This window comes from Candidatus Eisenbacteria bacterium (assembly GCA_035712145.1).
GTDB lineage: Bacteria > Eisenbacteria > RBG-16-71-46 > RBG-16-71-46 > RBG-16-71-46 > DASTBI01.
Genome location: DASTBI010000252.1, coordinates 48,759 through 73,741 on the forward strand (window position 1 = coordinate 48,759; position 24,983 = coordinate 73,741).

24 protein-coding genes are annotated in these 24,983 nt (G+C 70.2%); 1 reads left to right on the plus strand and 23 read right to left on the minus strand.

The window, feature by feature from the left end; translation table 11 throughout:
• The 13 genes from VFQ05_17590 to VFQ05_17650 form a co-directional block, all read right to left on the minus strand.
• Window positions 1-744, minus strand: a complete 744-nt coding sequence (locus tag VFQ05_17590) for an energy-coupling factor transporter transmembrane component T (protein ID HET9328584.1) — start codon at window positions 742-744, stop codon at window positions 1-3.
• Window positions 741-1,775 carry an aspartate-semialdehyde dehydrogenase gene (locus VFQ05_17595; protein HET9328585.1) on the minus strand — a complete coding sequence of 345 codons (1,035 nt, stop codon included), beginning with the start codon at window positions 1,773-1,775 and terminating at the stop codon, window positions 741-743. Before VFQ05_17595 ends, VFQ05_17590 begins: the two co-directional genes overlap by 4 nt.
• Window positions 1,776-1,887: 112 nt before the next feature.
• The gene (gene lnt, locus VFQ05_17600) at window positions 1,888-3,426 is read right to left on the minus strand and encodes an apolipoprotein N-acyltransferase (GenBank protein HET9328586.1); all 1,539 of its coding nucleotides are present in this window, start codon (window positions 3,424-3,426) and stop codon (window positions 1,888-1,890) included.
• Window positions 3,427-3,445: 19 nt separating this feature from the next.
• The gene (locus VFQ05_17605) at window positions 3,446-4,459 is read right to left on the minus strand and encodes a Gfo/Idh/MocA family oxidoreductase (GenBank protein HET9328587.1); all 1,014 of its coding nucleotides are present in this window, start codon (window positions 4,457-4,459) and stop codon (window positions 3,446-3,448) included.
• A gap of 33 nt (window positions 4,460-4,492) precedes the next feature.
• Window positions 4,493-5,545 carry a sigma 54-interacting transcriptional regulator gene (locus VFQ05_17610; GenBank protein ID HET9328588.1) on the minus strand — a complete coding sequence of 351 codons (1,053 nt, stop codon included), beginning with the start codon at window positions 5,543-5,545 and terminating at the stop codon, window positions 4,493-4,495.
• Window positions 5,546-5,576: 31 nt separating this feature from the next.
• Window positions 5,577-6,590 carry a phosphoribosylformylglycinamidine cyclo-ligase gene (gene purM, locus VFQ05_17615; GenBank protein HET9328589.1) on the minus strand — a complete coding sequence of 338 codons (1,014 nt, stop codon included), beginning with the start codon at window positions 6,588-6,590 and terminating at the stop codon, window positions 5,577-5,579.
• Window positions 6,590-7,906 carry an HD-GYP domain-containing protein gene (locus tag VFQ05_17620; GenBank protein ID HET9328590.1) on the minus strand — a complete coding sequence of 439 codons (1,317 nt, stop codon included), beginning with the start codon at window positions 7,904-7,906 and terminating at the stop codon, window positions 6,590-6,592. Before VFQ05_17620 ends, purM begins: the two co-directional genes overlap by 1 nt.
• A 248-nt stretch (window positions 7,907-8,154) precedes the next feature.
• Window positions 8,155-8,976 (minus strand): hypothetical protein, encoded by an 822-nt coding sequence (locus tag VFQ05_17625; protein HET9328591.1) that lies wholly within the window; start codon window positions 8,974-8,976, stop codon window positions 8,155-8,157.
• 79 nt (window positions 8,977-9,055) lie between these two features.
• Entirely contained in the window at window positions 9,056-9,979 is a 924-nt protein-coding gene (locus VFQ05_17630; protein HET9328592.1) for a PfkB family carbohydrate kinase, read from the minus strand.
• Entirely contained in the window at window positions 9,976-11,718 is a 1,743-nt protein-coding gene (locus VFQ05_17635) for an arginine--tRNA ligase (GenBank protein ID HET9328593.1), read from the minus strand. The genes VFQ05_17630 and VFQ05_17635 overlap by 4 nt, the downstream gene beginning before the upstream one ends.
• Window positions 11,696-12,082, minus strand: a complete 387-nt coding sequence (gene rsfS / locus VFQ05_17640; GenBank protein HET9328594.1) for a ribosome silencing factor — start codon at window positions 12,080-12,082, stop codon at window positions 11,696-11,698. The genes VFQ05_17635 and rsfS overlap by 23 nt, the downstream gene beginning before the upstream one ends.
• Window positions 12,083-12,107: 25 nt before the next feature.
• Window positions 12,108-13,082 (minus strand): polyprenyl synthetase family protein, encoded by a 975-nt coding sequence (locus tag VFQ05_17645; protein ID HET9328595.1) that lies wholly within the window; start codon window positions 13,080-13,082, stop codon window positions 12,108-12,110.
• Between the two features lie 86 nt (window positions 13,083-13,168).
• Window positions 13,169-14,626, minus strand: a complete 1,458-nt coding sequence (locus tag VFQ05_17650) for an HD domain-containing protein (protein HET9328596.1) — start codon at window positions 14,624-14,626, stop codon at window positions 13,169-13,171.
• A 1-nt stretch (window position 14,627) separates the two neighbouring features.
• Here VFQ05_17650 and VFQ05_17655 point away from each other — a divergent pair, with 1 nt between their 5' ends.
• On the plus strand, window positions 14,628-15,047 hold the full coding sequence (locus tag VFQ05_17655; GenBank protein ID HET9328597.1) for a hypothetical protein: 420 nt from the start codon (window positions 14,628-14,630) through the stop codon (window positions 15,045-15,047).
• Here VFQ05_17655 and VFQ05_17660 read toward each other — a convergent pair.
• From VFQ05_17660 to VFQ05_17705, 10 genes are all read right to left on the minus strand, one after another.
• Window positions 15,044-15,466 (minus strand): hypothetical protein, encoded by a 423-nt coding sequence (locus VFQ05_17660; GenBank protein HET9328598.1) that lies wholly within the window; start codon window positions 15,464-15,466, stop codon window positions 15,044-15,046. The genes VFQ05_17655 and VFQ05_17660 overlap by 4 nt on opposite strands.
• A 63-nt stretch (window positions 15,467-15,529) precedes the next feature.
• Window positions 15,530-15,874, minus strand: a complete 345-nt coding sequence (locus VFQ05_17665) for a hypothetical protein (GenBank protein ID HET9328599.1) — start codon at window positions 15,872-15,874, stop codon at window positions 15,530-15,532.
• A complete protein-coding gene (locus tag VFQ05_17670; GenBank protein ID HET9328600.1) occupies window positions 15,871-16,335 on the minus strand; it encodes a PTS sugar transporter subunit IIA in 465 nt (154 codons plus the stop codon). Before VFQ05_17670 ends, VFQ05_17665 begins: the two co-directional genes overlap by 4 nt.
• A gap of 54 nt (window positions 16,336-16,389) precedes the next feature.
• Window positions 16,390-16,959, minus strand: a complete 570-nt coding sequence (locus VFQ05_17675; protein ID HET9328601.1) for a phosphatase PAP2 family protein — start codon at window positions 16,957-16,959, stop codon at window positions 16,390-16,392.
• Window positions 16,960-16,972: 13 nt separating this feature from the next.
• Window positions 16,973-19,264 carry a BatD family protein gene (locus VFQ05_17680; GenBank protein ID HET9328602.1) on the minus strand — a complete coding sequence of 764 codons (2,292 nt, stop codon included), beginning with the start codon at window positions 19,262-19,264 and terminating at the stop codon, window positions 16,973-16,975.
• Window positions 19,261-20,946, minus strand: coding sequence for a VWA domain-containing protein (locus tag VFQ05_17685; protein ID HET9328603.1), 1,686 nt, complete (start codon window positions 20,944-20,946; stop codon window positions 19,261-19,263). The genes VFQ05_17680 and VFQ05_17685 overlap by 4 nt, the downstream gene beginning before the upstream one ends.
• A gap of 10 nt (window positions 20,947-20,956) precedes the next feature.
• The gene (locus VFQ05_17690) at window positions 20,957-21,937 is read right to left on the minus strand and encodes a VWA domain-containing protein (GenBank protein HET9328604.1); all 981 of its coding nucleotides are present in this window, start codon (window positions 21,935-21,937) and stop codon (window positions 20,957-20,959) included.
• On the minus strand, window positions 21,937-22,956 hold the full coding sequence (locus VFQ05_17695) for a DUF4381 family protein (GenBank protein ID HET9328605.1): 1,020 nt from the start codon (window positions 22,954-22,956) through the stop codon (window positions 21,937-21,939). The genes VFQ05_17690 and VFQ05_17695 overlap by 1 nt, the downstream gene beginning before the upstream one ends.
• The gene (locus VFQ05_17700; protein ID HET9328606.1) at window positions 22,956-23,840 is read right to left on the minus strand and encodes a DUF58 domain-containing protein; all 885 of its coding nucleotides are present in this window, start codon (window positions 23,838-23,840) and stop codon (window positions 22,956-22,958) included. The genes VFQ05_17695 and VFQ05_17700 overlap by 1 nt, the downstream gene beginning before the upstream one ends.
• Window positions 23,840-24,835, minus strand: a complete 996-nt coding sequence (locus VFQ05_17705; GenBank protein HET9328607.1) for a MoxR family ATPase — start codon at window positions 24,833-24,835, stop codon at window positions 23,840-23,842. Before VFQ05_17705 ends, VFQ05_17700 begins: the two co-directional genes overlap by 1 nt.
• Between the last annotated feature and the right edge of the window lie 148 nt (window positions 24,836-24,983).

The window sequence follows — 24,983 nt, forward strand, 5'->3', positions numbered from 1 at the left end:
TCAACCTCGCCATAACAACGCCGCCCCCGCCACGGCGATGCCGGCCACGCCCCAGGCAGTGGGATGCCCGAGGCCCGGGGTCAGGTCCAACGGCCGCGTCCGGTACCCCCGGGCCTCGAGCGCGAGCGCCACGCGCTCGGCCCGTTCCAGCGAGCTCACCAGGATCGGAACCGCGGCCGCCCGCCGGCGCTGCCACCACTCGCCCGCCCCGCGCGGCGCACGTCCCGCGCGCAGATCCTGGACGCGCGCGATGCGCCGCGCCTCGCCGCCCATCAGCGGCGCGAAGCGGAGCGCCAAGCCGACCACGGTCCTGAGCTCGCGCACCGGGACTCGGAGTCGCTCGAGCGGAACCAGCCAGCTCGCCAGCTGATCCGCGGAGCGCTCCCCCGGCCATGCCGCACGCAGTCCCTGGAGTGAAGCCATGGCGCCCAGGAGCCGCATCATCAGCAGCGCGCCGAGCTCGAGGCCTTCGCGGGTGGGTGCGTGTCCCGCGATCGACGGCCCGGCGGCCAGTGGCCGGCCAGGAATGAGGTAGAGGTTGACCACGATGCCGAGCACCACGCTGATCAGCAGCGTCACGCGCCACCGCCGGTTCGGCCACGGCGCGCGCATCGCGATCGCGGCGCCCGCGGCGAGCGCCAGGCAGAGCGCGCCGGTCTCGAGCCGTCCCGCCACCAGCGAGCCGATCAGGGTCCCGATCAGGAGCGGCGCCACGGCGGCCCGCGAGGCGCGCGCGTCGCTCATCGCCGCCCCGCCGTCGACGCTTCCAAAAGCTCGGCCAGACGCTCCGCGATCTGCACGGCATTGGTGGCGGCGCCCTTGCGCAGGTTGTCCGAGACCACGAAGAAGAGCAGACCGCGGGCATTCGTGAGGTCGCGCCGCACCCGGCCGATCAGCACGGTATCGCGGCCGGCCACGTCGAGCGGAGTGGGATAGCGGTCCGCGCCGGGATCGTCCATCAGCTCGATGCCGGGGCACGCCTTCCACAGCGCGCGGGCGGCGTCGGGTGTGATCGCGCTGTGCAGCAGCACCGACACCGCGGCGCCGTGACCCACCCGTACCGGCACCCGCACCGCCGTGGCGGAAATCGCGAGATCCGGAATGCCGAGGATCTTGCGGCTCTCCCACACCACCTTCATCTCTTCGCGGGTGTAGCCGTTGTCCTCGAACCGATCGATGCGCGGGACCACGTTGAACGCGAGCGCCGGCGTCCCGTCGGCGCGGCGCGGCGGATCGCCGTCCAGTCCCGCGCGGATGCCCTGCTCCATCGCCTCCAGCGTATCGCTGCCTCCGCCCGACGCCGACTGGTACGTGGCGACATGCACACGCTCGATCCCGACGTCACGGGCCAGCGGCGCGAGCGCCATGACGATGGCGATCGTCGAGCAGTTGGGATTGGCCACCAGAGTCGAGCTCGCGCTCAGACGATCGGCGTTCACCTCGGGCACGATCAGCGGCACGTCCTCGAAGTAGCGAAAGGCGCTGCTGTTGTCGACCACGCGCGCGCCCGCGGAGCGGGCGACCTCGGCCCATGCCTGGCTGATCTCGTTGGCGCAGGTGAAAAGTGCCAGGTCCACCTGCGCGAAGGCTTCGGGACTCACCGGCTCGACGCGCACGGCTTCACCACGGAAGGGCAGCGATCGCTCGCCGCGATCCTCCCGATCGCTGGCCAGGAGCTTGAGCGTGCGCACCGGGAAGCGGCGCTCTTCCAGGACGGTGAGCGCGGTCCTCCCGACCAGGCCCGTGGCCCCCAGAATGGCCACCGAATGGCTCACGGCAGGCGCCTCACGCGGGACAACGTTGGCGTCGCTCCTCGAAGGGATGTGGAGGTTTTTGTGAAGGCGCATCGTAGGCGGGCGCGCGCCGGCCTGTCAACGCGCCCGGCGCTCAGGGGCGTCGCCGCCGCGGGAACAGCAGCGCACCCACCATCGCCCAGGCCATCCACGCGGGCCAGTCGCCGATCCGGTTGTACAACGTGGGCGGACCCGGAGGAGGAAGCTCGCGGGAGAGCACGGCGGGCTGCATCAGCGGAAGCCGTCCCACCACACGACCGTGAGCGTCCACCATCATGGTGAGACCGGTGTTGGCGCAGCGCGCCAGCGGCACGTGGTTCTCCACCGCGCGAAAGATGGACATGGCGGCGTGCTGTCCGATCGCCGCGCTTCGGCCGAACCATTCGTCGTTGGTCACGTTGAGCAGCCAGCGCGCGCCGAGCCTCACGTCGTCGCGCGAGAGGTCGGGAAAGATCGACTCGAAGCAGATCAGGCACGCGAACTTTCCCCCCAGCCCGCGCTCGAACATGCGGCCCGAGGATCCGGGGAAGAGCACCGAGCCCCGGCCCGGCGTCCACTCGGCCTGCCCGAGCTCGATCCTGCCAAGCTGCGGAAACAGCCACTGGAACGGCATGCGCTCGCCGAAGGGAACCAGGTGGCGCTTGGCGTAGATCTCACCCGGCTCTCCGGTGGGATAGAAGATGCCGGCGGAGTTGAAGTAGCGCGTGACCCCGATCGAGTCGATCCGGTAATCGGCGAAGCCGGAGAAAACACCGACGCGATGGTCGTAGGCCAGACGCGCCACCTCGATGGCCTGATCGAGCTGCCGGCGCAGGTAGCTTCCGGTCGCGGTCTCGGGCCACACGACCAGCGCGGGCCGCGGCGTGCGGCCCATCGCCTCCCGAGAAAGGCTCAGGAAACGATCGAGGATCTCGCGCTGATGACGTCCGCTCCACTTGATCTCCCCCGCGATGTTGCCCTGGACGAGCGCGATCGTCGGGCGCGGTCCCTGCGGCTTCGGGGTCGTGGCCAGCACCCTGGAGCCCCATAGCCAGGGCAGCGCCACGGTGAGCACGGTGGCGAGCGCCAGGATTCCACGTCCCACTCCCGCCTCGCCGTCCCGCCGCGGCACCATCGTGCGCCAGAGCAGCACGTTGAGGAACAGCACCCAAGCGGTCACCAGGGTGACACTCCCGAGGCTCGCGAGCTGGATGACCGGAACCATCGCGCTCTGCGTGTAGCCGGGCTGGAACCACGGAAACCCGAGCTCGCCCGAAGCGCGCGCGGCTTCGATCGCCAGCCAGGCCGGAACGAAGGTCACGGCGATCGTCATGCCGGCGCGCCGCGCGAGGAACACCGTGAGCGTCGAAGCCAGGGCCGGGAAGAGGGCGAGGTAGGCGGCCCCCACGACCCAGGCCGGGTACTTGAGCCACGGCACCGTGATGGCGACGTCCGAGAGGCGCGCGATCCAGTGCACGGAGACCAGGAAGAAGGCGAAGCCGAAGAGGTATCCGGTGTCCCATGCGGCGCGATTCGGCCGGTCGCCGCGCGTCACCTCGTCGAGCGCCATGAGGAGCGGCACGAAAGCCACCCAGGCGAGGATGCCGAGGCGCGGATCGAGGAACGCGGCGCCGAGAAGGACGCCCGAAAGGATAGCCGCGACCCGGCGACGATTAGGCGAGCTTCACCTCTTTGCCCTGGTCCGCGGAGCGGTAGATCGCGTCCATCAGCTCCATGACGGGAAGGATCTCCTCGGCATCCCCCATCGGCCGCTGCCCCTTGCGCAGCGCTTCCGCGAAGTGCGCCATCTGCGATTCCACCGACTGCTTGTACTGGTGGCGCAGCGTGTCGAGGGTCGGCGTGACGTTGACGAGCGCGCCGTGCATGCCCTTGTGGAGCCGGAAAGGATTGAGCAGCGCCGCGCCGCCGGAGCCGAACAGATTGAGGTAGGCGAAGTCCTTCTCCATCAGGAGTCCCCAGGTGAGCTCGAGCGTGAGCGTGGCGCCCGTCTCGAGACGGAAGAACGCGGTGGCGCTGTCTTCCACCTCGCCTTTCTTCTGTCGATGCACGCTGGCGGTGACCGATGCCACCTTGGGGCTTCCGAGCACCCAGAGAGACAGGTCGATCATCTGGAAGCCGAGATCGAGGACGACGCCGCCGCCCGACTCCCGCTTCTGGCGGCGCCACTCGTCCGAGTCCCATTCGGTCCGCAGCCTCAGCCAGCCGGCCTTGGCATAGAAGATCTGGCCGAGGTCGCCCTTGTCCACGAAGGTCCGCAACAGCTGCGCGTCGGCGCGGAACCGGTGCTGGACGGCGCACATCAGCACGCGGTCGGACTTGCGGGCGGCCTTGGCCATCTGCCGCGCCTCGTCGGCGCTGCGCGCCAGCGGGCGCTCGCACAGCACGTGCTTGCCCGCCTCCAGCGCGGCGGTGGCCATGGGGGCGTGGAGGAAGTTGGGCGTGCAGATGTCGATGGCGTCGATCGTCTCGTCCTCGAGCAGATCGTCGAAGCGATTCGTCGCCTCGGGGATGCCGAACTTCTGCGCGACCCGGCCGACTTTCTCGCGATCGCGATCGCAGATCGCGACCAGCTCCACGTCCTCGATCTTCTTGAGCGCGGGGATGTGATTGATCTGGGCGGCGCCGCCGACACCGACCAGCGCGATGCGCAAGGTCTTCCTGGCCAATGCGTCCCTCCAGAGTCGAATGAGGGCTGCACTCTAGGTAGCGCCTCCAGCACCGTCAAGGTCGACGACGCACGCCTCGTGATCGCCGTCCTCGAGCGGCGCGTGCTCGGCAGCCAGGCCATAGCGACGGAGCTTCTTGAGCAGTCCCTGGCGAGAGAGACCGAGCGACCGGGCGGCGCGCGATTTGTTCCAGCGCGTGCGCTCCAGGGTCTCGCGAAGCCGCCGCTCCTCGAGCGCCCGCGTCTCCGCATGGAGGCCATGCCTCGCAGGTGAAGCCGATTCGAGCGACGTGGGCCAGTGCTCGATGCCGACCACGCCGCGCGCACCGGCGACGCGCACCGAGTACGCACACCCGTTGGCGAGCTCGCGCACGTTGCCCGGCCAGCGGTGACGCATCAGGCGGCCGGCGAGCGCCGGCGTCACCTCGAGAGGCCCGGCGCCGATCGCGCGAGCGGCGCGAGCCAGGAACAGTCGCGCCAGCATCAGGACGTCCGTGCCTCGCTCGCGCAGCGGCGGCAACCGCACGCACACGGCGTTCAGCCGGTAGAGGAGATCGGCGCGGAAGCTTCCGGCGCCGGCCGCCTCGTCGAGCTCGCGGTGGGTGGCGGCCACGATGCGGACGTCCACCTTGCGCACGACCGTGTCCCCCACCCGCCGCACTTCGCCTTCCTGCAGCACGCGCAGGAGCTTCATCTGCAGGAGGGCGCTGGCGTCGCCGATCTCGTCGAGGAACAGCGTGCCTTGATCCGCGGCCTCGAACAATCCCGGGCGCTCGCCCACGGCGCCGGTGAAGGCGCCGCGTGCGTGACCGAACAGCTCGCTCTCGATCAGGCTGTCGGGCGTGGCGCCGCAGTTCATCGCCACGAAGGCGCGCCGCTTGCGCGCGCTGAGCGCGTGGACCGCGCGCGCCATCAGCTCCTTCCCGGTTCCGGTCTCGCCGAGCAGCAGGACCGGGAGATCGCTCTCCGCGACCGGCGGGAGCAGGCGCTTCGCTTCCCGCCACGCCGGCGACTCTCCCTGCAGCTGCTCGAGCACGAAGCCCGCATCGCCGAGCCCGTAGGCCGGCGCCAGTGGCATGCGCTCCATCCCCTCCTCCCCTCCGCGCGGTGCGGTCTCTCTACGTCCAGACCACTTCGCGCTCGCCCTCCACCACGTCACCCAGGGGCCACACGTGTTCGCCCGCGCGCTCGAGATCGGCGGCCACGGCCGACGCCTCTTCCGGAGCGCACACCACGATCATGCCGATCCCGAGATTGAAGGCCTCGCGCGCGTCCTCTTCGGGCACGCGGCCCAGGGCCTGAAGCCACCGAAACAGCGCTGGACGCGGCCATGCCGCCGTGTCGACCTGCGCGCGGGAGCCTTCGGGCAGCACGCGCTTCAGGTTCCCCGCGATGCCGCCTCCCGTCACGTGCGCGAGCGCGCGCACGCGGGACGCCTCGATCAGCGGGAGCAGCGTGGGCCCGTACCAGCGGTGCGGCGCCAGCAGCGCGTCTTCCAGCGATTCTCCGTTCCCTCCGGGCAGCGGCGAGCGCCGGTCGAGGCCCGAGGAGTCCAGGATCCTGCGCGCCAGTGAATACCCATTGGTGTGGAGGCCCGACGACCCGAGGCCGAGGAGCCGGTCGCCGGGCCGGGCCGCGTCGACACCGAGCAGCTTCCCAGGCATCACGGCGCCGAGCATGCATCCCGCCACGTCGACGACGCCGGGCAGATACGTGTCGGGCATCTGTGCGGTCTCGCCGCCGAGCAGCACCGCGCCGACCTCGCTGCACGCTCGCGAAAGTCCCTGCACCACGTCCAGCACCACCGCGGCGTCGAGCCGGGACTGCGCGATGTAATCGAGGAATGCCAGCGGACGGGCGCCGTGGACCAGCAGGTCGTCGGCTCCGTGATAGACGAGGTCGGCCGCAGCGTCGCCCACTCGCCCGCATTCGAGCGCCAGGTGCAGCTTGGTGCCCACGCCATCCATGGTCGCCGCCAGGAGCGGCGGCCCTCCCGGCCAGTCGATGACGCCGGCGAAGCCGCCGGGCAGCGGACGCACCGCGTCGGTCCAGGTGGCGCGCACCGACTTCGCCATCGCGTCCTTCACCTGGTCAGAGCGCGCGATGTCCACTCCCGCGTCGCGGTAGCGCATCACGTCCTCGCCTGGGCCGACCGCCAGCGCAGCGACTGAAGCTCCTCGCTGCTCGGGCTGGACAGCTTCGGAAACCGTCCTGCCTCGTGGAGCGCGAGCAGACAGCGCACGACGGCGGGATCGAACTGCGTCCCCGCGCCGCGCGTGAGCTCGGCGAGCGCATCTTCGAGATCGAGCGCGCGCCGGTAAGAGCGGTCCGAGGTCATCGCGTCGAACGCATCGGCGACGTTGAGGATCCGCGCCCCGAGCGGCACCTGATCGCCTCGCAGCCCGAGCGGGTACCCGCGTCCGTCCGGACGCTCGTGGTGCAACCGGACGATCTCGGCGGATCGCCGCAGGGCGCCGACCTTGCCGATGATGCCGGCCCCGGTGGCGGGATGTCCGCGCAGCGTGCGCTGGTCTTCGTGCGTGAGGGCTCCGGGCTTCTGAAGAATTTTCTGATGCTGGGGTCCGATCTTTCCAAGGTCGTGAACCAGCGCGGCGTATTCGATGTCCTCCACCTCCGCCTCGCTCGCGCCCAGCTCGCGCGCCAGGCGCACGGCGTACTGGGCCACCCGCATCGAATGCTGCCGCGTGTACGGGTCGACTTCGTCCAGCACCTCCGACAGGGCGCGCACGAAGTCCTTGAGGTCGCCGCGAATCCCGACGTAATGCGCGAAGGCGTGGCGCGCCACCAGCACCGGAAGCAGCAGGAGCGGGAGCGCCCACGGGCCGACGCGCAGGGCGACGACCGCGATGCAGCACCCCAGCGCCAGGAACGAAGCGTGGTGCAGCAGGGAGTGCCCGTACACCTGCTGCCACGAGCGCCATCCCGCGGTCCAGGAAGGCGCCAGCGCGCTGGTGACGCGCAGCGAGTCGAGAACGAAGTAGACGACACACGCGATGACCATCGGCGTCAGTCCGGACGGCAGCTCGAGCGCGCCGACCCTTCCGCCGGCGGCGACGAACGCGGCGCCCGCGAGCCAGGTGGCCAGCGCGCTGGCCGACACGTCGTGGATCAGCCGACGAATCGGGCGCCGGCGCAAGAGCCCCTGGACGCCGAGCGTGGCGGCCACGTGGATCCAGGCGGTCGCGGCGGGGCCGAGCAGGAACACGGAGGCGATGTCGACGGCTGCCACGGCCGACGCATAGCCACCGCCGGGAAGCTGAACGGCGCCGAGCTCGCCGAATGAAATGAGCACGAGCGCCGCGAGCCCCCAGCCCAGCGAGACCTGCGAGAGCTCGGGAGCGCTTCGCCACAGCACGACCGCGGCGCTCACCGACAGGAGCAGAAGAAGAAGGGATCCGCGCGGGACGGCGGCGCCTTCGCGAGTCATGCGTCCGTGCAGAGCGACTCCGGGCGGGGCGGCAGGTGAGAAGACAAGACCGACATCGGTGTTTCGGAGACTACTCTCACTTCATCTCAACGTGCAGCCTATCGAGTTACCAACCAGCCTTACCGAAGAACTCGATCAGGTCGAGGATGAATTCGAAGTCCACTTGACCCACCTCCTTCAGAGGTTTGATTCCGTTTCAGGAGAACAACGGTGGGTCGCTACGCTTCAGGACTTCGCTCCGCTACCTCCTACTTCACCGATGTCGGTCTCAAAACGTATTCGGTGGGTTCCTTCGGCCGCAGACCGCCGACCAGCCGATTCAGCGCCGCGAGTGTTGCGAACACCACCGCCTGGTGGAGATCCGGCTCGATGACGCATGTGCCGACCAGGATCTTCTCCTGGCGCTCCACCAACATCGAGAGCGATACCACCACCGCCCGCTTCTTGCCAAGCCTCAAGAATTCCACGTCCATCAAGCCCAGCGCGAGCTCATCGGCCAGGAACTCCTGGACCGCGGACAGCGTCGCCTGGGCCACCAGCCGGTGCGCACCGGAGCGCGTGCTCCAGCCTGCCGCCGTTCCCATCCGCGGCAAGTTCCGCCACAAGAGCTCGACCTGAGCCTGCGTGCGCGGCCCGGAGACGTACAGGTTGACGCCGCCGAAGCGGATGCGTTCCTCGAGAGGCGCGGGACGCGAGGCGGGCGCCGGCGCCGCTTCGACCACTTTCGCCACCGCCGGACGCTGGGCCTCGACGGGAGCCGGCTTCGCAGGCTCGGCGGCCGGGGCAGAAGCGGTTCCGTTGCCGGCGGTATGATCGGGCTTGGTCGCATCGCTCGACAGGTAGGCGACGGAGACCACGCGGTAATCGATCGATCGCTTGAAACGATTGTGGAGAACCGCCTGCACGTCGCGAACGATCTGCTTGGGCGGCCGATTCGAGCGAGTGAGGACGTGGATCTCGTGAATGACGTCGCCTTCGCCTTGAATGCTGGCGCTCTCGACGTCCTTCAGTGTCTTGATCTCGGACTCGGCCTTGGCGAACCAGGATGTCTGCGCGTCCACGACTGACACGGCCCCTCCTCACCGTCCGGGGTAGTAAGTGACGGGAGAGCATAGCACAACGGGCGCCGCCTGGACGATCGCCTGAAGCTCAAGGAAAGGACTTCTCGAGGTCGAAAGCAACCATTTCATGCAGCCGGGCGACGCGGCGGGAGATCTCATCGCCGTCCGCCGCGATCAGCCGCGCGGGGCTGAATGCCTCGATCGCCAGCGAAGCCATGGCGGTGCCGAACGCCATGGCCTGGCGCTGCACCGGCATCCCGAGGCTGCCTGACCGGGCCAGCCACCCGAGGAAGCCGCCGGCGAAGCTGTCCCCGGCGCCGGTCGGATCCTGAAGGCCCGCCACCGGAAAGGCCGGAGTGACGAAGAGCTGGTCCTCCGAGCGGTAGAGCGACCCATGCTCCCCCTTCTTGACGATGACCGCCTTGCCGCCGCGCTCCACCAGCCGGCCGGCCGCCCGCACCAGCTGGGTCTCCCCCGAGAGGGCCCGGGCCTCCTCCTCGTTGAGCAGCGCGACATCCACACGCCTCAGGACGTCCATCACCCGCTCGGGCTTGCGCGCGATCCAGTAATTCATGGTGTCGGACACGGTGAGCCGCGGCCGCTTCATCTGATCCAGCACCTCGAGCTGCAGGTCGGGATCGATGTTGGCGAGGAAGACGTAGGGACACGCCCGGTGCGTGTCGTCGAGCTTCGGGTGGAAGGTCGAGAAGACGTTGAGCTGGGTCTCGAGCGTGCGCGCGTGACCCAGCTCCGCCGCATACTCCCCGCGCCAGCGGAAGGTTCTACCCGGAGCGCTCTGCAGTCCGCCGAGGTCGACGCCGCGCTGCAGGAAGGCCTGGCGGTGCTCCGCGGGAAAGTCCTCGCCCACCACCGCGACGATCGCGACCTTGGCGAAGTGACTGGCCGAGAACGAGAAGTAGGACGCCGAGCCGCCCAGCGCTTCCACCGCCTCGCCGAACGGCGTGCGAATCGTGTCCAGCGCCACCGAGCCGACCACCAGGATCTCGCTCATGCCTGGCTCACCTCCGTTTCCGCCCGGGTCATGCGCTCGGGGGCGCTCACACCCATCAGCGAGAGCCCGTTCCTCAGCACGATGCGGGCGGCGTCGGTGATCTCGAGCCGCCGCCGCGACTTCTCCACGTCGTCGCTCACCACGCGGCAGGCGTGATAGAAGCGGTGGAACTCCGCCGCGGTCTCCATCAGGTAGCCCGGAATCCGATGCGGCTCGCGCGTCGCCGCGGCGCCGCGCACCACTTCCGGAAATGCCGCCAGCCGGCGCTCCAGGGCGCGCTCCTCGGGGGCTTCGTCTTCGACTTTGCGCGCGGCGCCCGGAGCGTTGGGCGCCAGCCCGCGGTCCGCCGCGAAGCGCAGGATCGAGGCGATGCGAGCGTGCGCGTATTGGACGTAGTAGGCCGGGTTCTCGTCGTTCTGGCGCTTCGCCAGGTCGAGGTCGAAGTCGAGATGAGCGCTCGTCGACCGCATCAGGAAGAAGAACTTGGCGCAGTCGGCGCCCACGTCATCCACCAGATCGCGCAGCGTCACGAACTCTCCCGCCCGCTTGCTCATCTTCACCGGCTGACCTCCCGACACGAGGTTGACCTGCTGGACGATCAGGACCTCGAAGAAGTCCGGCTCCAGCCCCAGGGCGAGGAGCGCGGCCTTCATGCGTGGCACGTAGCCGTGGTGGTCCGGGCCCCACAGATCGATCACGTGCCGGAAGCCGCGGGCCCGCTTGTCGCGGTGATAGGCGATGTCCGGCAGCAGGTACGTGGGCGCGCCATTGCTGCGCACCACCACGCGGTCGATGTCGTCGCCGAAGCGCGACGTGCGCAGGAAGGTCGCCTCCTCGAGCGTCGCGTCCTCCGCGTCCCGCTGATGCGGCCGGTCGCCGGGGCCGCCTTCGGGCTCCCGTGCCACGTACGTCATGCCCCGCGTCTCGAGCGCCTCGAGCGTCTCCTGGACCTTGCCGCCCTTGTGCAGCTCCGTCTCGCGGAACCAGCGGTCGAACTCGGCGCCGTAGGCCTGGAGGTCCTTCTTCTGCCAGGCCAGCATGCGATCCAGCGCCTGATCGCGGAACCATTCCAGGTCGGCGCGCTCGAGCGCCGCCCGCGCTTCGGCGCGTGGCAGCTCGCCGGCCAGATCCGCGACATACGCGCCGCGGTAGCCCTCCTCGGGGAACGACCGTTCCTCCCCGATCGATTCGGCGAAGCGCGCGGCGAACGATTCGCCGAGCAGATCCACCTGGCGGCCTGCGTCGTTGACGTAGAACTCCCCGGCCGCGCGGAAGCCCGCGGCGCTCAGCAGACGCACCAGCGCGGCGCCCACCGCCGCCGCGCGCGCGCTCACGACGTTCAAGGGGCCGGTCGGGTTGGCGCTCACGTATTCGACCAGCACGGTGACGCCGCGGCCGGTGTCGGACGCGCCGAATTGCTCGCCGGCGCGGCGAATCGTCGAGGGCAGCTCGGCAAGAAAGCGGTCGCTGTAGCGGAAGTTCACGAAGCCGGGTCCGGCCACGTCGACGGAGGCGAACATCTCCGGGTCACGCGGGAACGCCGCGGCGAGCGCCTCGGCCAGCGCGCGCGGAGGCTTCCCGACCTCCCGGGCCAGCAGCAGGGCGATGTTGGTGGTCCAGTCGCCGTGGCCTGGGTCGCGGGGGATCGCGAGCTCGATGCGCTCGAGATGGCGGGGGTCTCCGAGGCCGGCGCTCCGGAGCGCGACGGCCAGGCCCTCAGTCAGCCGGGTCCAGATCAAGATCCACCTTCTTTGCGTCGCCCCACAATCGCTCCAGCAGGTAGTACTCGCGGGTCCGATGGTGGAACACGTGAACCACCAGCTCCACATAGTCGAGCAGCACCCATCGCCATCCCTCGCGGCCTTCGATGTGCCACGGACGCGCGCCGAGCTCGGAGAGCTTCTCCTCGACCGCCTCGGCGATGGCGCGCACCTGCAACTCGCTGCTCGCGGAGCAGATCAGGAAGTAGTCGGCCACGCCCTCGAGTCCGCGGAGATCGAGCGCGACCGGCTCCACCGCCTTCTTGCTCTGCACGGCGCTCGCAGCCTCGTGGAGCAGGCGAGAGGCCGCGGCGCGAGTCGAGGTGCGGGAACGAGTGGTCAACGCAGGGGTCGGCGGAGCGCGCCGCTCACCGATCTCGGTGCACGGCGTAATCGATGGCGTGATCGAGTGCCTTCCGTGCCACGCCCCGCGGCTCGCCTTCGAGCGTGCGCCGCGCCTCGTCCGCGAGGGACTCGGCGCGCCGGCGCGCGTAGGCGAATCCGCCGCTCTTCTCCATCAGGCCCTTGAGCCGGTTCCACTGATGAGGCGTCCAGCGCTTGCGCGCCGCCAGCTCGCGTAACCGGCGCCGATCGGCTTCCGTCGCGTCGCGGAGCGCGGCGATGAGCGGCAGCGTCACCTTGCCTTCCGCCAGATCGGCGCCCACCGGCTTGCCGGTGATCTCGGGATCGCCGAGGTAGTCGATGAGGTCGTCGACGATCTGGAAGGCGACTCCCACCTGCTCGCCGAAGCGGCGGTAACGCTCGCGACGCGTCAGATCCTTGGCCCCGCCATTGAGCCCGGCGCCGATCTCGGTGGCCGCCCCGATGAGCGATCCGGTCTTGTTGCGGATCAGGACCTCGTACTGCTCCTCGGTGACGTCGAGATCGCGCGCATACTGGAACTCGAGTGCCTCGCCACACGACATCTCGGTGACCACCCGCGCCATGATCGCCATCGCGGTATCGAACTTGTTCGTGACCAGCGTGGTCATCGCCTGCGCGTACAGGTAGTCGCCCATGATGATCGCCATCTCGTCGGTCCAGAGGCCGTTCACCGTGGGCACGCCGCGCCGCAGGTCGCTGCGGTCGACGGAGTCGTCGTGGATGAGCGCGGCGGCGTGAACCATCTCGACCACCGTCGCGCACAAGACCGCGTCCTGCCCCAGGTGCCCCCGCAGCCTGGCGGTGAGCAGGAGCAGCGTCGGGCGGAATTTCTTCCCCCGAGTGGCCAGCACGTGCCCCCCCACCTGGTTGAGGATGGGAATGGGCGTGCGGAAGAGCTCGCGGAGGTGCGTCTGCACCCGCGCCAGCTCGTGTCGCACCGGCTTTTGGACTGCGGACATCGACACCACGGGTCTCAACGTGGGGCAGGAAGGAGAGGCCCCACCTCCTTTGCGGGCCGCAGGATACGGGGGTGCCGTGAAAGGTGTCAAGGTTTCGGGGCCCGTTCCGCGCGCCATTGACGCAGGCGGGATCGCAAAACCTCCTCCTGATTGCGATCCGGATGGTCGAGCACTTCTTCGAGCAGCGCCTCGAGCGCCGATCCGACCTCGGGACCCGGGCCGAGTCCCAGCTCGTGCATCACGCCGTGGCCGTCGATCGCGAGATCGGCGACCGTGAGCGCGCGCGAGTCGCCGAGCACGCGCTCGATGCGGGCGCGCAACGCCTCCAGGTTGGCGGGGAAGCCGCGACGCTTGCCGTTGCCGATCGCGTCCGCGAGCCGCAGGTCGAATAGATCCGCCACCCGCTCCGGGCCGACGCGCCGGATCCAGCGCCGGACGGCGCCGTCGCTCCACTCCGGGCGGTAGTCGAACATGTGCTCGCGGATCAGGTGCACCACCTGCTCGCGAAACTCGGTGGCGAAACGCAGGCGCCCGAGCAGCCGGTCGGCCAGGTCGGCGCCGACGTTCTGATGACCGTAGAACGTCCCCTCACCCTCCCGCTCGACCCGCGTGTCCGGCTTTCCGATGTCGTGGAGCAGCGCGGCCCACCGCACCACGGGCTTCTCGGCCGGCGCGGCATCGCACGTCACCAGGCTGTGGCGATAGACGTCATAGGCGTGGTAGCGGTTCTGCGGCACGCCCACGCAGTGCGCGAGCTCCGGCAGCCAGCGCTGGAGAAGCCCCGACTCGCGCATGATCTCGAGCCCGACCGAGGGCTGCCGCGAGGCCATCATCTTCGAAAGCTCCACGCGCACGCGCTCCAGCGCCACCGCTTCGAGATTCACTCCGCTCTCGGGCGCCGAGATCGAAGCGAGCGCCCGCTGCAGCTCGGCATCGAGCGACATTTCGAGCGCGGCCGCCAGCCGGGCCGCGCGCAGCGGCCGCAACGCATCCTCGCGAAACCGTTCCAGCGGCTCTCCCACCGCGCGCAGCCGGCGGCGTTCGAGATCGTTCGCGCCGTCGTGCGGATCGAGCAGCTCCGCCCGCGCCGGATCCCATGCCATCGCGTTCACGGTGAAGTCGCGGCGGTCGAGATCCTCGAGCGGGTCTCGAGTGAAGGTCACGTGGTCCGGCCGGCGCGCGTCGGAATACGCGCCTTCGCGGCGAAACGTCGTGCACTCGACCTCGATGCCCGGCTCGATCACGAGCACGGTGCCGTGGCGCAACCCGATCGGATCCACGTGCGTGAAGCGCGCGCTCACCTGATCGGGCGGCAGGTCCGTGGCCACATCGAACGTCGGGTCGCCCTTGCGCTCGAGCAGCGCATCCCGCACCGTACCTCCGACCAGGTAGGCGCGATGACCGCCTTCGCGCAGCCGGGCCAGCACGTCGAGGAGCCGGGCGGGCCAGACGTGCGAAGCCAGGGTTCTCTGCGCGCGCAGCCGAGCCGCGGCGCCGCGGCCTTTCATCCAGTCGTCGAGCCAGCGAGGCATCATGAGAGGCATGATGAACCCAACTCTACGCCAAGCGTGGGCGGGCGCCATCACGCTCCTGCTCCTGTCAGCGTCGCCCGCGTTCGCCGAGGCTCCGCGCCTGGATCATGGCTTCGTGGCTCAGGGGATCGACACCGTGGAGGTCAGTCGATCGGGTGGAACAATCATAGGCTGGGAGGTTCCGAAGGAGCTTCCTCCACCGCTCGAGACGACCCGCGGTCGAGCCGACCTCTACCAGCACGCGTCGCTTTCCTTCGCCATCGGGCTCGCGGTCGGTGTCGCGACCGAGGAGCCCGCGGCTGCCGCCGGCGTGTCGATCACGTTCGGCGTGGGCAAGGAGATCTTCGACGAGCGCTTCGACAAGACCGATCTGCTGGCGGATCTCGTCGGCGCCGGGCTCGCCGCGCTCGTCACCCACTGGCTCGAGCCCTAGGGACAACCTCTCGGGCCGCAGTTCCCGTCGTCCCCGCCATCACCGCCGTCGCCGCTGCTCGGCTGGGTGAGGACCGCCGCCAGGACCACGGCCGCCGCCACACCGGCCACGACCCCCACCTTGAACCAGTCGAGCTGGCGAACCGAGAGGGTCGACACCTCGTCGAGCGCGAGCGCCGTGGTCCGGTACTCGTCGAACGACCCCTCCGTCTCGAGCTGCTTCTGGCCGAACAGGCTGTCCGCGCGCACCTGCACGCGGTCGAACTCGTACTTGGCGCCCGCCTTGGTCACCACCGTGACCCGCTCGCGCTCGGGACGCGCCGCGTACTCCCCGCGCGGGATCTCACGGTTCACGGCACACGAACAGGCGAACAGGCATACGAGCGCGCAGGCGCGGTGCGACCTTTTCCAGTCGATCATGATCCTCCCCGTAGACTTCCGGTCGGGATCAGGATAGCAGGCGGAGGCGAAAGGCCTCCTCGCTCACGTCCAGTAGAGGATCCGGGCGCAAGACTCGCAGTGCTGCGGGGTCGGCGCATCGCCGCCCTTCGGACGCGCGGTCGTGGGCAGCGTGACGAAGCAGCCTGAGCACACGCGTTCGCGCACGGCGGCGACCGCCCGGCCGTAGCGCTGCCGGGTGCGCTCGTACGAGACCGTCCAGCGGCGGTCGATGGTCTCCGCCAGCCGTCCGCGCGCGGCCATCACGCGCGGAAGTCCTTCGAGCCCGAAGCCGAGCTTCCTGAGCCGCATGCGGGACTCGGAGCTCTGCGCTTCGCGGATCATCGCGTCGACATCCGCGAGCAGCACCACCGACTCGATCGTGTTCATGCCAGCGCCTGTCGCGAGGCCATGGCGAATTCCTCTGCGGACGGCGCCGAGATCAGCTTCTGACGCGTGCGCTGCAGCCGGAAGCTCGCCGCCGCGCGGGCGAGCAGGGCATGGAAGGCGTCGTCCGACCACTCGGCGGGCGCCAGGGTCAGCAGCACCAGCTGCACCGGCAAACCGTCGGGCGCCTGCCAATCGATGCCGCGCGTCGAGCGCGCCACCAGGATGCGCGGCTGGGAAACCGTGAGCGACCGGGCGTGAGGAAGAGCCACGGCCTTGCCGAGCCCCGTGCCACCGAGTCGCTCGCGGAGCTTGAGCAGCTCCAGCAGCAGGTCGCTTCCCGTCAACACACCTGCGGCGTCCACCGCCGCCACCATCTCGGCGAGGGCCGCGTCCTTCTTCCTGGACTTGAGATCGGGGATGCAGAGCGAGAGGTCGTTTTCCGGTAGAGCCGCCAACGCCATAGGCTCGAAATCCTCCGCGCGTGAGCGCGAGGCTACCAGACCCCATGTCGGCGGTCACCTGCTTGCGGCTTTCCGCTCCGTCGTCTCGAGGTGTCCAGGCCAGCGGCGGATCATCCGTTCGATGAGCCAGCCCGACGCAACACCAATCAGGGCACCGCACAACACGTCGCTGACAAAGTGTCGGTTCAGGTAGACCCTGGAAAAGGCGACCAGCGCGGCAAATAGGTAGAAGGCGGGCGCCGCCCGGCGCCACCTCCGGGCAAATACCCAGGCCAGTGCTGCGGCGTTGGCCACGTGGCTCGACGGGAAGGACGAGTTGGACGACGAGCGCTCGCCGTCCGGACGTGTGCGCTGCGTCGCGCGCTTGAGTCCTTCCACCGCGAGGTTGGCAGGAATCAGGGCGAGGATCGCGTGACGCGCCGTCGCCGCTCCGGCGGGACCTCCAAAGGCGGCGATCGCGAGAAGGACTCCGAACACGAGCTGGGGGCGACCGATGTCGCTGATCGTGTGCATCGGTCCGTCGAATGGCGAAGGCGAGAGGGTTTGCACCGCGCGCTGCATCTTCCAGTCGAGCGATTCGATGCCACCGAGCAGCGAGAAGACCAGAACCAGCCGCGGCAGCACCGCGCGTCCGAGGTCAACCATCCTCGCCTCCCGCGATCGGGGCCACCGACGTCGCCGGCACCCAGCCGTCGATCACCCGCCCCGCGGCCACGTGCACCCGGCCTCCCTCCCGTTCGCGGATCGTCACCATCTGCCCGGCTTCGAGCTCGACGTCGGAGCCCTCGAGCGGCGCGACCGCGAGCATCACCGCCTGACCCGAGCGCGCCGACAACCAGCCTTGCATCGGGAAGATGGCGGCGCACGAGAGGGCGAGCAATCCCAGAAGGACGCTGCGACCGATTCGCGGCCAGGCGAGTCCCGTGCACAATCCGAGCGCCAGTGAAAGCGCGCTCCATTCGATCGGCCGCACCGGCAAGCGCGGCGCCGCGGCCCCCACGAGGCCGCCCGCTTCCCGCACGCGCTCTTCCACCCAGCGGAGCGCTGGATCGCGCGGCTCGATCATCTCGCCCCGCAGGACCCACAACGCGGCGGGTCCGACCTCGCCGGCCTGCACGCGCGCCCACGCCAGGCGCGCGGCGAGACCCGCGCGTCCGCCGTGGATGCGCCACAGCTCGAGCCACACGCGCCGGGCCTTCTCGACCTCACCCCGCCGCGCGGCTTGATCGGCGGCCGCGCTCTGCTGCGCGGCACGATCCCCTCCCGGCCGCGGCCCGAACCCCACACCGAGACCGATGGCGAGAAGCAGAAGCCCGACCGCGATCAGCCTGAGAGGCACGCGCGCCTGGGTCTTCGGCGCGGCGCGCGACACGCGGTTCATGAGCTCACGCTTCACCGCCTCAGGGTTCTCCACCGATCCTCCGTAGCGCGCCGCCGCGATGCGATCTCGCACGCCTCGCCACGCCGGATCGCCGGTGGCGCCCGGCTGCGTCTCGAGCCACAGGCTGGTTTCTTCCATGGCGCGCCACAGCGCCGGACCGGTCACGCCGCGCAGCCGTGCCGTCCATGCCGCGGCGGAGCTCGCCGTGGCCGATTTCTTCGGAGCGGCGCGCCACAGGCGCCACGCGCCGGCGAGTGAGAGACCGGCGAGCGCGAACGCCCAGGGCGATGGCGTGCGAGCGTCCGGGGCCACAGGATGGTCGGCGAACGCACGGGGGAAACCCGCCTCGGCGCCAGGACCGGAGAAGACGGGGGCGCCCACGTCGACCACGGCGACGGCCGCACGCGACTCCACGTAGGTCCCCGCGGCCGGGTCGAACCACGCGAACTCCGGAGCGCCGATCTCGGTCCGGCCTTCGCGTTTCGCCATCACCGTCCATTGGAAGCGCTTGCGGCCAAAGCTCTGTCCTGGGATCGGCAGGCTGTCCTCGGTCGTGTGGGCGAGCGCCTCGAGCTGGGGATCGTCGAAGCGCGGCGGCCGGACGAGCGGGAGGTTTCCCCGTCCTCGAACGTCGAGCCGGAGCGTGATCGGAACGTCGCGCGAGGTGTGCGATCGATCCGGTGTCCAAGACACATCGAAACGCCCCACCGCACCGCTGAACCCCGCGGGAGCGCCGCCGGGAAGCGGCCGCACCCGGACGCGGACCGGGGGGCTCCTCAGCTCGAGATCGCGGCGATCGCCGCCGAGCCAGCTCGGCAGGCCGAATCCGTCGGGCGCGAGGACGACCCGCGCGGTGGCCTCGCCGATCGTGGCTTGCCCGATGGCGAGCGGATAGACGCGCAGCCGTGTCTCGGTCACCAGCACGCGCTCGCCGTGCGACATGCCGTAGAAGGATTCGGGCGCGGTGGGCTTGTCGGTCCAGAAGCCGGTGGTGGTCGGCGGGGTGTACTGCGGGTCCTCGGCGAAGTTGGTGCGCTGGATGAGCCGCACGGTCAGCGTCACTTCCTGGCCCAGATACGGATCGCGCGGCTGGACGTCGACCTGCAGCGTGGCAGGCGCGCGCATGTCACTCCCGCCCATCGAGGCCGACATCTCGGTGACCTCGAGATGGATGACGCCGCTGCGATACGCCTGCGAGCCGGCGCTCACCAGGATGGGTCCGATCGAGAAGCTTCCGGGGCGCACCGCCTCGATCTCGTAGCGGAACTCGGTCTCCACCGAGGCGCGGCCGTTGACCCACGCGAAGCTCTGTTGACGCGAGCTGCCGAGCACGCCGAGCCCGTCCGGCACCTCGAACTCTGGAACCTTCACTCCGGTGGCGCCACGCACCACCACCCGCAGCGTCGTGGTCTCCCCCACGGTCATGCGGCCTCGGTCGATGCTCGCCTCCACGCTCTGCGCCGTGCTCGGCGCGGGAGACAGCATCACCATGAGCACACCCAGAACCCCGCCGGCCAGTCCCCGCGCCCGGGGCTTCGACCGGCTCACCAATCCTTCCCCCTGCGCTCGCGCATCACGCGCACGCGGCGCATGCGCTGCTGCTCGAGCCGCTCGAGCTCGTGCAGGCTTCCGAGCAGCTGCTCCGCCTGCTGCCGATCCAGGCCGCGCCCGAACTGCGGCGGCGGTCCGCCCTGGGGAGGCGGCGACGGCTGCGGGCTGCCGGTCGTGGGCGTGGGATTTCCGCTCTGAGGCTGCGGCTGCTGAGGCTGCGGCTCCGGCTTGGGGGGCGAGGGCGGCGGCTTCTGCCGGCGCTCCCTCTCGCGCAGCACCCATTCATAGTTGGCGCGCGCGTCCTGATCATTGGGATCCCGCTCGAGCGCGCGGCGCAGCTCGGCGAGCGCCGGATCGAAGTTGCGGGCTTCGGCGTGAATGGTTCCCAGGTTGTAAGCCGCCGTCTGTCCTGCCACACCGGGTGACGTGACCGCTTCCTCGAGTCCGGCCTTGGCGAGCTGGGCCTTGCCCCCGCGCGCGCGGGCGGTGGCGAGGTTGACCCGCACCTTGGGATCGTTTCCCTGCCGCAGCCGGCGGGCGTAGAGCGACTCGGCGGCTGAAAACTGGCCCTTCTTGAACGCGGCGTCTCCCCTGGCCCAGTCACTCTGCGCCTCGGCGCCGCGCGCACCCGAGAGGGTCAGGAGTGCCATCACGAAGCCTGCTGCGGCTGCCGGCGTCCGCCGACGGCGTCGCTGCAGGTCGTAGCCGATCAGCAGCGCCCCGAGACCCGCGAACCACGGAAAGCGCGCCACCGGCCGTTCCACCAGACGCTCCCCGCCGCCGCGCCGTTCGGCGCGACCGAGTGGAGCCAGAGCGGCCATCAGGCGCGGCAGCTCGCCGCCCGGCCGTCCGGCGGAGAAGTAGCCGCCGCGCGTGCGGCGAGCCAGCGCCTTGAGCAGGTGCTCGTCGAGACGGCTGCGCACCGGCCCCCCGGCTTCATCGCGCTTCACGTCCACCACGCGACCCTGATCGTCGAGCACCGGGACGATGTCGCCCATCGGCGTGCCGACGCCGGTCGCGAACACCCGGATCCCGGTGGCCACGATCTCCTGCATCGCCGCTCGTCCTTGCGACTCGAGATCCTCGCCATCGGTCCACAGGACGATCGCCTGCTCGCCGCGCCGCTTGGGCGGAAGAAGCTTCATGGCCGCGCGCAGGCCTCGGCCGAGGTCGGAGCCGGGCTCGGAGAGCGTGCTGCTCGAGAGCGACTCGATGACCAACCGCGCGGCGCTGCGATCCAGCGTCAGCGGACAGAGTCGTGCGGCGTCGCCGGCGAACGCGACCACCCCCACCTTGCTGCCGGCGAGCTGCTCGAGCACCGCCAGCGCTTCCCGCCGCGCTTCCTCGAGGCGGCTCGGCGGGACATCCCGAACGTCCATGCTCGCCGAGACGTCGATCACGAACACCACTTCGGAGCCGAGCGCGCTGCGGCGCACCAGCTCGTAGCCCCACTCGGGTCCCGCCGCGCCGAAGGCCAGCATCGCGAGCGCCAGGAGACGCAGCGCGGCGCCGAGCCGCCGGTTTCCGGGCATTCGCTGCTCGAGCAAGACCGGACTCGCGTGGGGGCCGGTCATCTGACTCAGGCGCTTCTCCGCGCGCCGCGTCGCGCGCCACTCGATCAGGAGCAGCACCGGCACCGCGACCAGCAGCCACAGCCATTCGGGTCGCTCGAACGTCATGGCCGCGCCCTCATGGCAGCCTCATCGCCCACGTGGATGCGCTGAGCGCGTGGAACGCCAGCGCGACCGCGGCCCAGCCCAGCAGCCATGGACCCAGGTCCTGGTAGTCGCGGTAGTCGACCGAGCGGATCGGCGCTCGCTCGAGACGGTCGATCTCGGCGTAGATCGCTTCCAGGGCTCGCGGATCGGTGGCGCGGTAGAAGCGGCCGCCCGTGCGCTCGGCGATCTGGCGCATCGTGGTCTCGTCGACCTCCATGCGCACCATCTCCACCCTTCGTCCCATCAAAGGATCGTCGACCGGCACCGGCACCACGCCCCCCCGTCCCGCGAGCACGGTGTACACCTTGATGCCGAACGCGCGTGCCAGCTCCGCGCCGGTGAGCGGATCGATCGCTCCGCGGTTGTTCTGTCCGTCGGTCAGCAGGATCACCACCTTGCTCGGCGTCCTGCTCTCTCTGAGCCGCGCCACCGCGGTGGCCAGCCCCATGCCGATCGCCGTCCCGTCCTCGACCAGGCCGAAGTCGAGGCCGTCGAGCAGCTCGAGCAGGACGTCGTGGTCGAGCGTCAGCGGGCAAACCGTGAACGACGTGCCCGCGAACGCCACCAGGCCCACGCGGTCGTGATCGCGCTGCTTCACGAACTCGCGCGCCGTCTGCTTGGCGACGAAGAGCCGGTTTCGCGGCCGGAAGTCCTCGGCGCGCATGCTGGGCGAGAGATCGATGGCCAGGACGATGTCGACGCCGCGGGTCTCGGTCTCGGTCTGTCGGATTCCCTGCTGGGGACGCGCCAACGCCACCAGCGCCGTGAGCAGGACGAGCCACGGAAGCAGCGCGATCGATCTCACCAGCAGCGCTCCGCGGCTCTGCGCCCACGCACCCGTGGTGCGCACCCACTCCAGGGCGGGACGCCGCGCCGCGGGCCGGCGCACGCGCCACACGAGCCACGGCACCGCGAGCAGAAGCAGCAAGAGCCATGGAGTGTCCCAGCGCATCAGGCAGCCTCCTCGCTGGCGTGGCCCGCGGCCCGCCGGACGTACGCTTCGACGGCGCTCTCGGCGCGGATGGCTTCATCGTGAGTGAACGGGTCGCGCGCGAACTTCACGCGGTCCCACACGCGAAGGAGGCCCGCCAGACGCTTCTGATCCTCGTCCGAGAGTCCCGCCTCGGCCAGATGACGGACCAGCTCGGGCGTGGTGTCGCCCGGGTGCGTGGTGGCGACCGTGGCCTCGAGGAATCGCCGCAGGATCTGTCCGAGACGGAACGAGTGCTCGGCAAAGCGCTCCTGCCGCGGCAGCTCGAGCTGGCGCAGCTCCGCGAGCGCGGCCATCGCTTCGGCAGCGGGGGACAGCGGAATGCGCGCCGGCGCCGCACCGTCCACCGGCTTCCTGCGGCGGCGAGCCCTGAGCCATAGCGCGATCAACGCGATCACCAATGCCACGGCCGCGACCCACAGCCAGGGCACGCGCTCCCACCACGGCGCCGCCAGCGGGCCGTGGAGAGGACGCAGCGTCGCGTTGCTGTCCGCCGCGGTGAGCACCGGGATGACCACGAGGCGCGTGGTGGGAGCGCGGGCGGTGACCTCTTGCCCTCCCGTCACTCCGGTCATCGGCGGATAGCGGAACCCGATCCCTGGAATCGAGACCACGCCGAGCTCGAACACCTGGAGCGGAATCTCGACCCACGAGGTGTCGGAGGTGCCCTCCTTGATCCGTCCTGTGCGGGCGCCAATCCCGAAGCGGGCCGCCTCGCGCTCCCGGCCTTTCTTGAATCCTTCGCGCGGCTCGCCCCAGGTGAACGCCGTCGCCGAGTCCGGAGCGAACCAGGTCACCTTTCCCCAGGGATTGACGCCGCCGATCACCTCGACGCGATAGGCCACCCGCTCGCCGAGCCGGGCCATGGGCGGACGCAGGATGACGCGAACCTGGGGAGCTTGCGCGTGCGCGACGGCGGCGGCGGTCAGCACGACGAACGCCAGCGCCAGGCCGAGCTTGATCCGTGCCGCGGGTCGCATCACTCCGCGCCTCGACGGCGACCGCGCCGCCCGAAGTAGCGCATCAGGACCGGAAGGTAGGAGCGGTCGGTGCGAATCTCGACCAGCGGGCAGCGGCTTCGGGCCAGCGCCTGCTCCACCTCCTGCCACTGCGCGCGCGCCTCCTGCTGATAGCGCTCGCGGCGCCGCCGGCTGCCCGTGTTCACCAGCCGCCGCTCGCCCGTTTCGAGGTCTTCCACTTCCACCCAGCCCACACCCGGAAGCACCTCGTCGCGCGGATCGCGGAGCACCAACGCGGTCAGCTCGTGGCGCCGGCCCATCACGCGCCAGTCGCGCGGGTCGATCCTGTCCTGGAAGTCGGAGACCCAGAACACCAGGCTGCGCCGGTGGGTGGTGCGGGTCACGAAGCGCGCGGCTTCACCGAGCCTGGTGCCCTGGCTCTTGGGGTTGACGGTGAGCACGTCACGGAGGATCCGCAGCACGTGGTGGCGTCCGCGCGCGGGCGGCACGACGTGCTCGACCTTTCCGGCCGCCAGCACGAGGCCCACGCGATCGTCGTTGCGGAGCGCGGCGAAGCCGAGGATCGCGCACAGCTCGGCGGCCAGCTCGCGCTTCTCGGCGCCCGCGGTGCCGAAGCGCATCGAGCGTGAGATGTCGACCACCAGGATGATCGTGAGCTCGCGCTGCTCGACGAAGCGCTTGACGAAGGGCTGGCCGTAGCGCGCGGTCACGTTCCAGTCGATGTCGCGGACTTCGTCGCCGGGAACGTACGGCCGCACTTCCTCGAATTCGATGCCGCGGCCCTTGAAGACGCTCTCGGTCTGGCCCGCGAGGAGATCCTCGACCAGGTGGCGGCTGCGGATCTCGATGCGGCGGACCTTGCGCAGCAGCTCCGTGGTCTGCATCAGGGCACGCGCACCCGCTCCAGGATGCGCCGGGCCACCTCCTCGCCATCAATGCCTTCGGCCTCGGCTTCGTACGAGACGTGGATCCGGTGGCGCAGCACATCGGGGGCGATGGCCTTGATGTCCTCGGGCAGCACGTACGCGCGGCCCTCGAGCACGGCGACCGCCTGGGCGCCTCGCACCAGGAACAACGTGGCGCGGGGTGAAGCGCCGAAGGACACCAGCCCCTCGATCGACAATCCGAAGTCCTTGGGGCGCCGGGTCGCGGTGACCAGGTCGAGCACGTACTCCTGGAGCTTGTCGTCGACGTAGACCGAGCCGAGCGAGGCGCGCGCTTCGAGCACGTCGGCCCTCGACGCCTGGGCGGTGAGCGGCGGCAGCTCGGCGAGCCCGGCACGGCGCAGGATCTCCTTTTCGTCGCTGCGTTCCGGGTAGCCGACCTTCACCTTGAGCATGAAGCGGTCACTCTGGGCCTCGGGGAGCGGATAGGTGCCCTCCTGCTCGATGGGATTCTGGGTGGCCATGACCAGGAAAGGCTCCTCGAGCGGATGCGTGTCGTCGCCAATCGTGACCTGCTTCTCCTGCATGGCTTCGAGCAACGCCGACTGCACCTTGGCCGGCGCGCGGTTGATCTCGTCGGCCAGCACGAGGTTCGAGAAGATCGGTCCGCGCTTGGGACTGAAGGAGCCGTCGCGCGGGTTGTAGATGAGCGTGCCCGTGAGGTCGGCGGGCAGGAGGTCCGGCGTGAACTGGATGCGCCGGAACTTGAGGGACAGGGCATCCGAGAGACTCTTGATGGCCAGCGTCTTCGCCAGCCCGGGGACGCCTTCGAGGAGCACGTGGCCGCCGGTCAGGAGCCCGATCAGCAGGCGGTCCACCATCATCCTCTGCCCGACCACGGCGCGCCCCACCTCGGCGCTCACCCGGGTCAGGATCTCGGCCGCACGCTCGATCTTCCGGTTCGCTTCCTTGGTCTCGACGCTCATCGGTTCCATCCTCTGACAACGGAATCGGCCAAGTGGTGACGCGAGGCCGCAGTATAGCGAAGCCCCCCAAGGGCACCAACGCACGCGGCCGCGCGCGGAGCCGCAAATCACGCGCTGGTCGCGGCCGTCCCGGGCCCGGGACGGCAGGGCGCCCGGG

Coding starts and splice junctions, on each gene's coding strand:
- VFQ05_17590 (HET9328584.1), bottom strand. CDS start 744: ATGAGCGACGCGCGCGCCTCGCGGGCCGCCGTGGCGCCGCTCCTGATC.
- VFQ05_17610 (HET9328588.1), bottom strand. CDS start 5,545: ATGGAGCGCATGCCACTGGCGCCGGCCTACGGGCTCGGCGATGCGGGC.
- purM (HET9328589.1), bottom strand. CDS start 6,590: ATGCGCTACCGCGACGCGGGAGTGGACATCGCGCGCTCTGACCAGGTG.
- VFQ05_17620 (HET9328590.1), bottom strand. CDS start 7,906: ATGACTCGCGAAGGCGCCGCCGTCCCGCGCGGATCCCTTCTTCTTCTG.
- VFQ05_17630 (HET9328592.1), bottom strand. CDS start 9,979: ATGAGCGAGATCCTGGTGGTCGGCTCGGTGGCGCTGGACACGATTCGC.
- VFQ05_17645 (HET9328595.1), bottom strand. CDS start 13,082: ATGTCCGCAGTCCAAAAGCCGGTGCGACACGAGCTGGCGCGGGTGCAG.
- VFQ05_17650 (HET9328596.1), bottom strand. CDS start 14,626: ATGCCTCTCATGATGCCTCGCTGGCTCGACGACTGGATGAAAGGCCGC.
- VFQ05_17655 (HET9328597.1), top strand. CDS start 14,628: ATGAACCCAACTCTACGCCAAGCGTGGGCGGGCGCCATCACGCTCCTG.
- VFQ05_17660 (HET9328598.1), bottom strand. CDS start 15,466: ATGATCGACTGGAAAAGGTCGCACCGCGCCTGCGCGCTCGTATGCCTG.
- VFQ05_17665 (HET9328599.1), bottom strand. CDS start 15,874: ATGAACACGATCGAGTCGGTGGTGCTGCTCGCGGATGTCGACGCGATG.
- VFQ05_17670 (HET9328600.1), bottom strand. CDS start 16,335: ATGGCGTTGGCGGCTCTACCGGAAAACGACCTCTCGCTCTGCATCCCC.
- VFQ05_17685 (HET9328603.1), bottom strand. CDS start 20,946: ATGACGTTCGAGCGACCCGAATGGCTGTGGCTGCTGGTCGCGGTGCCG.
- VFQ05_17690 (HET9328604.1), bottom strand. CDS start 21,937: ATGCGCTGGGACACTCCATGGCTCTTGCTGCTTCTGCTCGCGGTGCCG.
- VFQ05_17695 (HET9328605.1), bottom strand. CDS start 22,956: ATGCGACCCGCGGCACGGATCAAGCTCGGCCTGGCGCTGGCGTTCGTC.
- VFQ05_17700 (HET9328606.1), bottom strand. CDS start 23,840: ATGCAGACCACGGAGCTGCTGCGCAAGGTCCGCCGCATCGAGATCCGC.
- VFQ05_17705 (HET9328607.1), bottom strand. CDS start 24,835: ATGGAACCGATGAGCGTCGAGACCAAGGAAGCGAACCGGAAGATCGAG.